7 protein-coding genes and 1 pseudogene are annotated in these 10,714 nt (G+C 63.2%); 4 read left to right on the plus strand and 4 right to left on the minus strand.

The window, feature by feature from the left end:
• From MOV75_RS14325 to MOV75_RS14340, 4 genes are all read right to left on the minus strand, one after another.
• Positions 1-419: ATP-binding cassette domain-containing protein (locus MOV75_RS14325; RefSeq protein ID WP_247006032.1), on the minus strand; the 419-nt coding region annotated here is incomplete at its 3' end.
• On the minus strand, positions 416-1,774 hold the full coding sequence (locus MOV75_RS14330; RefSeq protein ID WP_246920748.1) for a nitrous oxide reductase family maturation protein NosD: 1,359 nt from the start codon (positions 1,772-1,774) through the stop codon (positions 416-418). The genes MOV75_RS14330 and MOV75_RS14325, both read right to left, overlap by 4 nt.
• A 24-nt stretch (positions 1,775-1,798) precedes the next feature.
• The gene (gene nosZ, locus MOV75_RS14335; RefSeq protein ID WP_247006033.1) at positions 1,799-3,745 is read right to left on the minus strand and encodes a TAT-dependent nitrous-oxide reductase; all 1,947 of its coding nucleotides are present in this window, start codon (positions 3,743-3,745) and stop codon (positions 1,799-1,801) included.
• A 22-nt stretch (positions 3,746-3,767) separates the two neighbouring features.
• On the minus strand, positions 3,768-6,059 hold the full coding sequence (locus MOV75_RS14340; RefSeq protein ID WP_246920753.1) for a NosR/NirI family protein: 2,292 nt from the start codon (positions 6,057-6,059) through the stop codon (positions 3,768-3,770).
• Between the two features lie 178 nt (positions 6,060-6,237).
• On the opposite strand from MOV75_RS14340, the gene MOV75_RS14345 reads away from it, so the two are divergent.
• From MOV75_RS14345 to MOV75_RS14360, 4 genes and pseudogenes are all read left to right on the plus strand, one after another.
• A complete protein-coding gene (locus MOV75_RS14345) occupies positions 6,238-7,113 on the plus strand; it encodes a ferritin family protein (RefSeq protein ID WP_246920755.1) in 876 nt (291 codons plus the stop codon).
• A gap of 454 nt (positions 7,114-7,567) precedes the next feature.
• Positions 7,568-8,587 (plus strand): TRAP transporter substrate-binding protein, encoded by a 1,020-nt coding sequence (locus MOV75_RS14350; protein ID WP_246920757.1) that lies wholly within the window; start codon positions 7,568-7,570, stop codon positions 8,585-8,587.
• A 30-nt stretch (positions 8,588-8,617) separates the two neighbouring features.
• Positions 8,618-10,507 carry a TRAP transporter large permease subunit gene (locus MOV75_RS14355; protein ID WP_246920759.1) on the plus strand — a complete coding sequence of 630 codons (1,890 nt, stop codon included), beginning with the start codon at positions 8,618-8,620 and terminating at the stop codon, positions 10,505-10,507.
• A gap of 23 nt (positions 10,508-10,530) precedes the next feature.
• A pseudogene (locus MOV75_RS14360) lies at positions 10,531-10,714 on the plus strand (acyl-CoA synthetase); the annotation flags it as partial.

Genomic DNA, 10,714 nt, shown 5'->3' on the forward strand with positions numbered 1-10,714 from the left:
AGCCGTTGACGCATGCCCTTCGAATAGGTGTTGACCCGGCGGCGGCTGGCGGCTCCCAGTCCGACGGCGTCGAGCAGCTCCAGCGCCTTGGCAACCGGCTCTCGCTTCAGCCGAGCGTAGAAGGCCTGCGTCTCGCGGCCGGTCAGGGCAGGGTCGAAGGAGACGTTTTCCGGCAAGTAGCCGAGCTGTCGGCGGCCTGCGAATTCGCCGGCGGCGGGATTGTCTCCGAGAACCTCGATCGAGCCGCTGGTCGGCCGGATCAACCCGAGCATGAGCTTCATGAGCGTGGTCTTGCCGGCGCCATTGTGGCCGATCAAGGCGACCAGCTCGCCTTGATCAAGCGTGAACGAAGCATCGCGCACGGCCTTGACCTGGCCGAACGTTTTGGTGACGTCGCTGATGCGGACCGTGCGGGTCATCGCGCTTCCTTCTGCGCAGCGCGCTGCGGCGGCGACACCAGCGGACGGCTGTCGACTACGCCGCCCGGGAGCAATGCGGGAAACTGTGCCTGCGCCCAGCGGATCACCTGGACGGCGGGGCTGTTGATCAGGACCTTCGCGGCGGGCGCGGTCCACAGCACGCGATCGATGAGATCATTCGGCCGGTACGCCGTGTCGGCGATTCCGTCCCCGTTCAGGTCGAATGCCGGATTGTCGCTCCAGTAGTTGCCGCGACCCCCGATCGACCAGTCGAGGTGGCGGGTGCCGACATATTTGACCTGGTTGGCATTGCTGACGAAGGCGTTGCCCGTGATTTCGTTGCCTTCGGAGCCGGCCGTGAAGTGCACGCCGATGGCGCAGCGCTCGAACCAGTTGTTGCGGAATTTGTTGTGATTGGTGTTGTAGATGAACACGCATTTCTCCGGGCCGGACCTGAGAGTGCTCTCCCGCTTCTGTTGCGGAAGCATGCCTCGCTCGTCGTCGGCGCTGTCTTGCGCGCTCTGCAGCCTCGAGTTCAGCGGGCCGCCCGTGACCCGGTTGTCCTCGATCTGGGCATAGTTCGCGTAGTTGAAGAGAAATCCATAGTCGCGATCGTGATCGGAGGAGTTGCCGCGGATCACCAGGCGGTTCGAATACATGATGGCGTAACCGACATGGTTGCCGATCGAAACGTTGCCGCTGATTTCGCTGTCGTTGGTGTACATGTAGTGGACTGCGAAGCGAACCTGCTCGAAGCGATTGTTGACGAAGCGGTCCTTGCTGCTGGAGATCGAGAAGATGCCGTCGCGGCCGTAGCGAAACGTGTTATCCGCGATGGTGACGTCGGGCGCATTCCAGATGGAAATGCCGTTGCCGGCCTCGCTGAGGCGCCCGCCGCGCAGTCCCTCGATCTCGTTGCGGACGACCCGCGAGCCCCGGGCGCCATGCACGTAGACGCCGAACAGGTTTCCCACCAGCCGGTTGCCCTCGATCTTGGCACGCTCGGCCGTCTTCTGCAGGAAGATCCCCGAATTCATCGCCTGCAGATCGCGGCCGGACGCCCGGATGGTCACGCCACGGACGGTGACGTCGGGTGCGCTGACGGTGATGACGTTGTCGGCGCCGTCGCCGTCCAGCACCGCGCCTCGACTCCCAACCAGCTCGAGGGGGCGTTCGATGCGGATCGAACCGTGATATTCCCCGGGAGCGAGCTCGATGACGTCGCCAGCGCGCGCGACATCCAGCACCGATTGCAGCGGCTGCCCGGGCACAGCCGTCAACGTCTCCGCATCGGCGAAGCCAGACAATCCGGCGGCGACCAGCGCCGCCGGAAACATGCGTAGCAATGGACCCACGAGGTCGCTCCGATCAGACCGCCTTCAAACCGACTTGGGTTCGACGAACATCCGGCCTTTCATCTCCATGTGCATGGCGTGGCAGAACCAGGAGCAGTAGTACCAATAGACGCCGGGCTTGTCGGCGGTGAAGGTCACCGACGAGGTGGCCATCGGCCCGATTTCCATGTTGATGCCGTAGTTGACGATACAGAAGCCGTGCGTCAGGTCTTCGACCGCATCGATATTGGTGATGAAGACGGTGACCTCGTCGCCTTGCTTGATCTGGAACTGCTCGAGTCCATAGGCCGGCGCGGTCGACGTCATGTACACGCGCACCTTGTTGCCATCGCGTATGACCTTCGAATCCGCTTCCAGATTGATGCCGTCCGCCTTGGCCTGCTTGACCGCATCCGCAAACATCGGATCCGCGCGGTCATAGATCGAGATCGGGTTGATCTTGGACCGGTGCACGATCGTCGCGTCATGCGGCTCGGCGAAGCTCGGGCCGTCATGCACCAGCTTCATCTGGTCGCCCGAAATGTCGATCAGCTGATCGTTCTCGGGCTTGAGAGGCCCGACGTTCAGGAAGCGGTCCTTTGAGAACTTGTTCAGCGAGATGAGCCATTTGCCATCCGCCTCCTTGGTCTGGCCCATGGACGTGTGGTTGTGACCCGGCTGATAATGCACGTCGAGCTTCTGAAGGATGGGATTGACCTTCTCACCCTGGAAGGCCCGCTTGGCGAGATCGATGCTCCACTTGCAGACCTGGCTGTCGAGGAACAGCGTGGTGTAGGCGTTGCCCTTGCCGTCATAGGCGGTGTGCAACGGGCCGAGGCCCAGTTCGGGCTCTGCGACCACGACGTCGCGCGGCTTGATCTTGTCGTCGAACAGATCGTCGAATTTGCGGACGTCCATCACAGTCACGGTGGGTGAAAGCTTTCCGGCTGCCACGATGTGGATGCCGTCGGGTGCGGTGTTCATGCCGTGCGGATTGTTCGAGACCGGCACGTAGCGGGTGTAGGCCGAGCCCTTGCGTCCGTCGATCACGGGCACGCCGTTCATTTCCTTGAAGTCGCCCTTCTTCACGGCCTCTTCGATCCGCTTGATGTTGAAGATGACGACCCAGTCCTGTTCGCTGGCGGTCATCTCCGCCAGAGTGACGCCTTCCTCACCGTTGTAGCAGGTCGCGAAGCAGTATTTGCCCTGGTAGTCGGCATCGACATTGTCGAGGTTGCCGCTGACGATCACCTGCCAGGCCACCTTCATCGTGTCGCCGTCGATCGCACTGAAGATGGAGTGATACTGCTTGGGATCGTCGAGGACCTTGCCGTCGTTTGGCAGCGGCACGGCGTCCTCGCCGTTGGCGAAGACATAGCCCGTGCGCGGATATTTCTGCAGGCGCAGGCCGTGCACCGTGTGCTGGTTCGGCAATTCGATGATCTTGTCGCACTTCATGATGTCGAGCCGCATGCGCGCGACGCGGCTATTGGCCTTGTCGTTCATGAAGGCATAGCGACCGTCATAGGTGCCGTCCGTGAAGGAAATATGCGGGTGGTGGAGGTCGCCGTTCAAGAACGTACCGCCGCGGTTCTTGAGGAATTCGCGGGTCGCGGGCTGCATGCCTTCGGTCAAGACCTTGATGCTTTCATTGGTCTGGCCCCAGCCGGTCGCGCTGCAGCGGTTGAAGACCGGGACGCGCATCAGCTCGCGCATCGACGGAAGGCCGATGATCCGCATCTCGCCGGACTGGCCGCTGGAGAAGAACACGTAATATTCGTCGAGCTCTCCCGGCGCGACCTCGGTCTTCTGCACGGCCGGCCGGGCCGCGGGCGCCTTCGGAGCGGCATTCTTGGTCTGCGCGTCCGCAGACGAGACGAAGCCGCCGTCCTTGATCGCGACTCCGCCGGCAAGGCCCACGCCCGCCGCGGCGGCCGTCGTTCCCAGGACTGTTCGTCGGCTGACGCCCTTTGCCTGTTTGTTCTCGCTCATGATTGCCTCCTCGGCTTTCGGTTCAGTTAGGTGGTGGAGAGATGGCGGGTGACGCGCCGACAGGCTTGCCACCGGCCGTGATGACGGTCGCGGGACCCTTGCCGCCTGAGCGCATTGCGGGCGAAGACATGGCCGCGAACTTCTCGCGCTTGAGCCGCACCTGGATCATGTGCGGGCAGCGGTGATCGTCGTAATAGAGTTCCTGGCAGTGCATGCAGTAGATGCACTCATTGACGTTGATGTGACCCTCGGGATGGATCGACTGCACCGGGCATTCCTTGGAGCACCGCTGACAAGGCGAGCCGCATTCTTCCCAACGGCGCAGCCATTCAAACGTCCTGATGCGGCCGGGGATCGCGAGTGCGGCGCCGAGCGGGCAGAGGTAGCGGCAGAAGAAGCGCTCGATGAAGAGGCCGATGACGAGAAGGGCGCCTGCGTAGGCCACGAACGGCCAGCTTCGCGAGAACTTCAGGATGATCGCGGTCTTGAACGGTTCGACCTCGGCAAACCGCTCGGCCATGTCGACCGAATAGAGCGACAGGCCGAACAGGCCGAGGAATATGATGTACTTGATCGGCCACAGCCGTTCGTGGAGTCCCCACGGCACCGTGATCTGCGGCACCTTCAGCCATTTCGCGGCCGTGTTGGTGAGCTCCTGAAGCGCGCCAAAGGGACACAGCCAGCCGCAGAACGGGCCTCGTCCCCAGAACAGAAGCCCGCCGGCCGTCGCGGCCCACAGAATGAAGATCAGCGGAGCGGCGAGGAAGAATTCCCAACGGAAGCCAGTCACCAGCGCATTGGTAAAGGTGACGACGTTGACGACGGAAAGCTGCGCGTTTGCGTACCAGCCGAGCCAGACCAGAACGAAGGCGAGATAGCCTCGCCGCACCCAAGTATATAGCACCGGTCGGCGCACAAGCAGATTCTGGAAGAAGAAGATGCCGGTGAGGGCGGCCAGCATGAACGCGGTGATGCCGATCGAAACCGTGCTCGATTGCCAGATCCGCACCCAAAGAGGCTCGTCTGCCTCGGCGGGTGGAGTGGCCGAAGCTTTTGCATGCGAGGCCGGAGGCGCAGCGTTCTCCGGCACCGTCACGGTTCGCTGCTCGCGCCGTATGTAGCCGTCGGGCAGGGCGTAGCCGAGATCGAAGGTCAGGAATGCCTTGTCGCGGCCGCCGAGGCTCCGCTGCACCAGCAGCTGAATCTGCCACGGCTGCGTCGGGTCCAGGGTGAACTCGGGAGGGGTGACGAACAGGCCAATTTCCCTGAACTCGGGCGCGCCAACAGCGTCCAGTGCTCCAAGCCTGGTATGGTTGCGATCGCGGAAGCGTGTGCTGTTGCCTTCCTGAAGGATCTCGATGCGATCGAAGATGCCGCCGCGGACGTAGGCCGAACCCTTGAAGGAGTAGGGACCGTTGCCGGCGACGACGATCGCCTGCTGCCCGGGCTTGAGGCTCTCCTTCAGCCGCTGATAGCCGTCGTCGCCGAGCAGGCTGCGGCCGATCGTGGGCGCGGTCACGAGCGCCACGTAGAGGTCGATGAAGGTGTCGCTGGCGTCACCCGGTTCGGGGTACTGCGCCGCCGCCGCGCTGCCCGACTTTGCAAAGGCTTCGTTGATGTCGCCGATGCCAAGATGAAGCCGGCGTATCGAGCCGTCGCCGGCGAGGCTCTCCCAGTCGCGCACTTCGCTGTGTTGGAGATCGAGCGTCTTGACGACAGGGGGGAGGGCTGCCGAAGCCGCAGCGCCGTCGCCGCCACCGACGCGACCGCTACGGATGAGCTTGGATGCCGCGCGAACGATACTGTCGCCCATCACCAATACGGTGACGGTCGCGCCGCTCACGATGTCGACCTGCGGTGGCTTCTCGGCACCACTTGCGACAGGCTTCATGTCCTTGCCGATCAGGGAGTTCACGGCGGCGACGATGCGGGCTTCCGGAATGCCGACCAGCACGATCGGCTCCTTGTGATCGACCAGCTTGATGCCGGTGATCACACCCTTCGGGTCGATGCCGGCAAGCAGATGAATCGCTTTGCCGGAGTAACCGACCGAATTCGCGAAATCGGAGTTGAGGAAAACAAAGCCCTCGAGCTGGTCGCCGCGATAGACCGGCACGATCGGCGGATCACCCTGAGGCGGGCCGAAGCGATCAGCTCCCGGGAAGAAATCCGCAGGTGCGATTTTTGGCAGGTATGTCGGTAAGTCACCGGCGCAGGCAGGTGAAATATATGTCAGACACAACAGCAGCAAGCCGGCGAGCGCGAGTGCTGCACGCCTTACGAAGGCGGTATCGTCATCCGGTCGCTTCAACATGTCGATTCAAATGCGATCTGAGCAACCAATTAGGTCGCGCGTGCCTGACATTCTTCGTCGATGATTTGTCGCCGCTGACGTGCAACACTCATCGCGTGCGACTGACTCTGTCAACCCCGCTGGTGAGATTTGTGTTCGCGCGGAATCAGATCAGAAATCTGCATTTGGAGTCCTTGGTATGTCATTCCTACGCACTTCATTGCTTAGTGCTGAGCCTGCCGGTGTATTGGAGTCTCTCGACGAACTCTTTGCGCTAGCGCATGCAATGGAGCAGGAGGCAGCTAATAGGTATGATGCTCTTACTGAAGATATGCGCGGGCAGGGTAAGCATGATCTCGCGGACGTGTTCACCAAACTCGCCGCCGCCGAGCGCGAGCACGTCGACAGCGTCACGCGGTGGTCGCAATCACGTCGCGGCAAGACGCCAGATCCCGCCCTGGTACGCTGGGAGGCGCCGGAAACCCTCGCCCCGGAAGCTGCCGCCGAGGTGAAGACATCGCGTTTGATGACGCCATACCGCGCGCTCGCCATGGCGGTCCGCAACGAGGAACGCGCCTTCGCCTTCTGGTCCTATCTGGCTGCCTACTCGCATGATCCCGAAATCAAGAAGGCGTCCGAGGCGATGGCAAGGGAAGAACTCGGCCACGTTGCCACGCTGCGGAAGGAGAGGCGCCGTGCCTATCATCACGAGCACGAACGGAGCAGCGCCGACGCGTCGGATATGCCGCTGCGGCAAATCGATGCGCGACAGCTCGAGCTGCGCCTGGTTGCGCAGCTCGGCGAAATGGAACAACGCCTGAAAGGGCCAGCCGCGGCCCGGACCCGGGACATCCGCCAACAGACGATCGAGATGGCCGACGCCGCCACGGGCCTTGGGAGCTTTCCGGCAGCCATGGAGCGAAAAGACCCACTGGAGGTCGCCGAGGCCCTCGTCGACGGTTACCTCGATGGCGCCGAGCGGTCGAGCGATGCGGCCCAGCTCGAAACTCTACAGCAACTTGCGGAGCGAGCGATCTCCAGACTGGCCTGGCTGCGATCGCTTTCAGCGGACTGACATGCTTGCGGCAGCCGTCAGAACTTCCATGCCTGCGAGTCGCATGACGCGGCTGTGCCGGGGCAGTGCAGTGGTCACAGGTCCTTCGAAGCAAGCAGATCCGATCGGCTGGCCGCCCCGTGACCGCCCAATCCGTGATTCGCATAAGGTATATTATGGAATATCTTTATATACAATGAGATCAGTTATTTAGACGGAATTCCTGTCATCGCACCTTCGCCCGGGCCCCATTTCGGTCTGCGCCTCGACCATCACCTCGGCTCTTGCGGGCTACTGTGCATGGGGTTGTTTTTCAGATTTTGAATCGGCTCGATGTCTCCGAAAGCCGATATTGCCGTGACCTTGTCCGGCTGCAATAAGCGAGGCCTCGCGAGATCGCAGATGACCTTCTGACCTTCCGTCCGTATAGGTTTGCATCTCAGAACAACAACAAACCTTCCGAGGAAGCAGACCCATGAGCTTTTCCCGACGCACGCTTCTCAAGGCCTCCGCCGCGACCGCGGTCCTGGGCGGCATCGGTGCGCCCCATGTGGCCCGCGCGCAGAGCGCCGAGTTCACCTACAAATACGCCAACAACCTGCCCGACACCCATCCGCTGAACGTCCGCGCCAAAGAGATGGCTGCGGCGATCAAGAGCGAGACGAACGGCAAGTTCGATCTCCAGATCTTCCCGAACAACCAGCTCGGGTCCGACACCGACATGCTGAGCCAGATCCGCTCCGGCGGCGTCGAGTTCTTCACGCTGTCCGGCCTGATCCTGTCGACCCTGGTGCCGGCCGCGTCCATCAACGGCATCGGCTTCGCGTTCCCGGACTACGACACGGTCTGGAAGGCCATGGACGGCGATCTCGGCGCCCATGTCCGCGGCGAGATCAAGAAGGCCGGCCTCGAGGTCATGGACAAGATCTGGGACAACGGCTTCCGCCAGACCACATCGTCGAGCAAGCCGATCACCGGTCCTGACGACCTCAAGGGCTTAAAGATCCGCGTGCCGGTGTCGCCGCTGTGGACCTCGATGTTCAAGGCGTTCGATGCGGCGCCCGCCTCGATCAATTTCAGCGAGGTCTATTCGGCGCTCCAGACCAAGATCGTCGAAGGCCAGGAGAACCCGCTGGCGATCATCTCGACCGCCAAGCTCTACGAGGTACAAAAGTACTGCTCGCTGACCAACCACATGTGGGACGGCTTCTGGTTCCTGGCCAACCGCAGAGCCTGGGAAAAGCTGCCCCAGGACGTGCGCACCATCGTCGCCAAGAACATCAACGCCGCCGCGGTCAACGAGCGCGCCGATACCGCCAAGCTCAATGCCAACCTGCAGCAGGAGCTCGCGACCAAGGGCCTGACCTTCAATCAGCCGACCGTGGCGCCGTTCCGCGACAAGCTGCGGTCTGCGGGCTTCTATGCGGAATGGAAGGGCAAATATGGCGACCAGGCCTGGGATCTCCTGGAAAAGGCCGTCGGCAAGCTGTCGTAGCGCGTCGGGGCCGCCGAGGTTCGTATCAGGATGGCTCATGCCGAGATCGAGGTGATCGAGGTGGCGGGCGAGGCGGCTGTTCAGTCCCCTCGCCGACTTTCGCTGCTGACTTCGATCGAGCGCGTGCTCGGTCTCGTCGTCGAAATCCCGGCGGCGATCCTTGTCGTCGCCGAGATCGTGATCCTGTTTGCCGGCGTGGTCGCGCGCTACGGTCTGCACCGTCCGCTGATCTGGTCGGACGAGCTCGCTTCGATCCTGTTCCTGTGGCTTGCCATGCTGGGCGCGGCGGTTGCGTTCCGCCGCTCCGAGCACATGCGCATGACCGCGATCGTCGCGAGTGCCGGTCCGGCGATGCGGGCCTATCTCGATCTGGTCGCGACCTCCGCGGCGCTGGCGTTCCTGGCGCTGATCATCTGGCCGTCCGGCGATTATGCCTACGAGGAAAGCTACATCACGACGCCGGCGCTGCAGATCTCGAATATGTGGCGCGCTGCCGCGCTGCCGGCCGGCATTGCCTTGATGGCCGCCTTTGCCTTGCTGCGGCTGCTGCGCGCGGCCGATTACCGGATGGTTGCATCCGCGGTACTATCGGTTGCCGTCCTGGTCGGCCTGTTCTGGCTGGCGGAGCCGTTGCTGCGGCCGCTCGGCAATCTCAACCTCGTCATCTTCTTCGTCGGCGTCGCCGGCTTCTGCGTCTTTGCCGGCGTTCCCATTGCGTTCGGCTTTGGCCTCGCGATCTTCGGCTATCTCGCGCTCACCACGCGGACGCCCGTCATGGTGCTGGTCGGGCGGATGGACGAGGGCATGAGCCACCTCATCCTGCTCTCGGTGCCGCTGTTCGTGTTCCTGGGGCTCCTGATCGAGATGACCGGCATGGCGCGGGCCATGGTGGCGTTCCTGGCCAGCCTGCTCGGCCATGTCCGCGGCGGCCTGCATTACGTGCTGGTCGGCGCGATGTATCTGGTCTCCGGCATTTCCGGCGCCAAGGCCGCCGACATGGCGGCCGTCGCGCCCGTGCTGTTTCCGGAGATGAAACAGCGCGGCGCCAAGCCCGGCGATCTCGTCGCGCTGCTGGCGGCCACGGGCGCCCAGACCGAGACCATTCCGCCGAGCCTGGTGCTGATCACGATCGGATCGGTGACGGGCGTCTCGATCGCGGCGCTGTTCACCGGCGGCCTCCTGCCCGGCGTCGTGCTCGCGATCACGCTGTGCATGCTGGTATGGTGGCGCTACCGCCACGAGGACATGAGCCACGTCCGCCGGGCCACGGGTGGTGAGATTGGCAAGACCTTCGTCGTCGCCCTGCCCGCGCTCGCACTGCCCTTCGTGATCCGGTACGCCGTGGTCGAGGGCATCGCGACCGCGACCGAGGTCTCCACCATCGGCATCGTCTATGGCGCGCTGGTTGGCCTCCTCGTTTACCGCCGGTTCGACTGGCAGCGGCTGTTCCCGATGCTGGTCGAGACTGCGGCGCTTTCGGGCGCCATCCTCCTGATCATCGGCACCGCGACCGGCATGGCCTGGGGCCTGACGCAATCAGGCTTCTCGCGCTCGCTGGCTGCAGCCATGACCGGACTGCCCGGGGGAGCGGCGACCTTCATCGCCGTCTCGATCCTGGCCTTCACCATCCTCGGCAGCGTGCTGGAGGGCATCCCGGCGATCGTGCTGTTCGGGCCGCTGCTGTTTCCGATCGCCCGGGCCGTCGGCGTGCACGAGGTGCACTACGCCATGGTGATCATTCTCGCCATGGGCATCGGATTATTCGCCCCGCCCTTCGGCGTCGGCTATTATGCCGCCTGCGCCATCGGACGCGTCGATCCGGCCGAGGGCATTCGGCCGATCTGGGGCTATCTGCTGGCACTGCTGGTGGGATTGATCATCGTCGCGATCTTCCCCTGGATCTCGATCGGATTCCTTTGAGGCGCGGTTTAAGGAGGGCGTCGATGAGTGAGCAGCTAAACCAGTACGATATCGGCCTCGACAAGACCCCCGCCAACTACGTGCCGCTGAGCCCGTTGAGCTTCCTCGCGCGCAGCGCCGCCGTCTATCCCGATCATGTCAGCACGGTCTATGAGGGGCGCAGCTTCACGTGGGCTGAGACCTATGAGCGCTGCAAGCGTTTTGCGT

It is taken from the genome of Bradyrhizobium sp. PRIMUS42 (assembly GCF_023006515.1).
Taxonomy (GTDB): domain Bacteria; phylum Pseudomonadota; class Alphaproteobacteria; order Rhizobiales; family Xanthobacteraceae; genus Bradyrhizobium.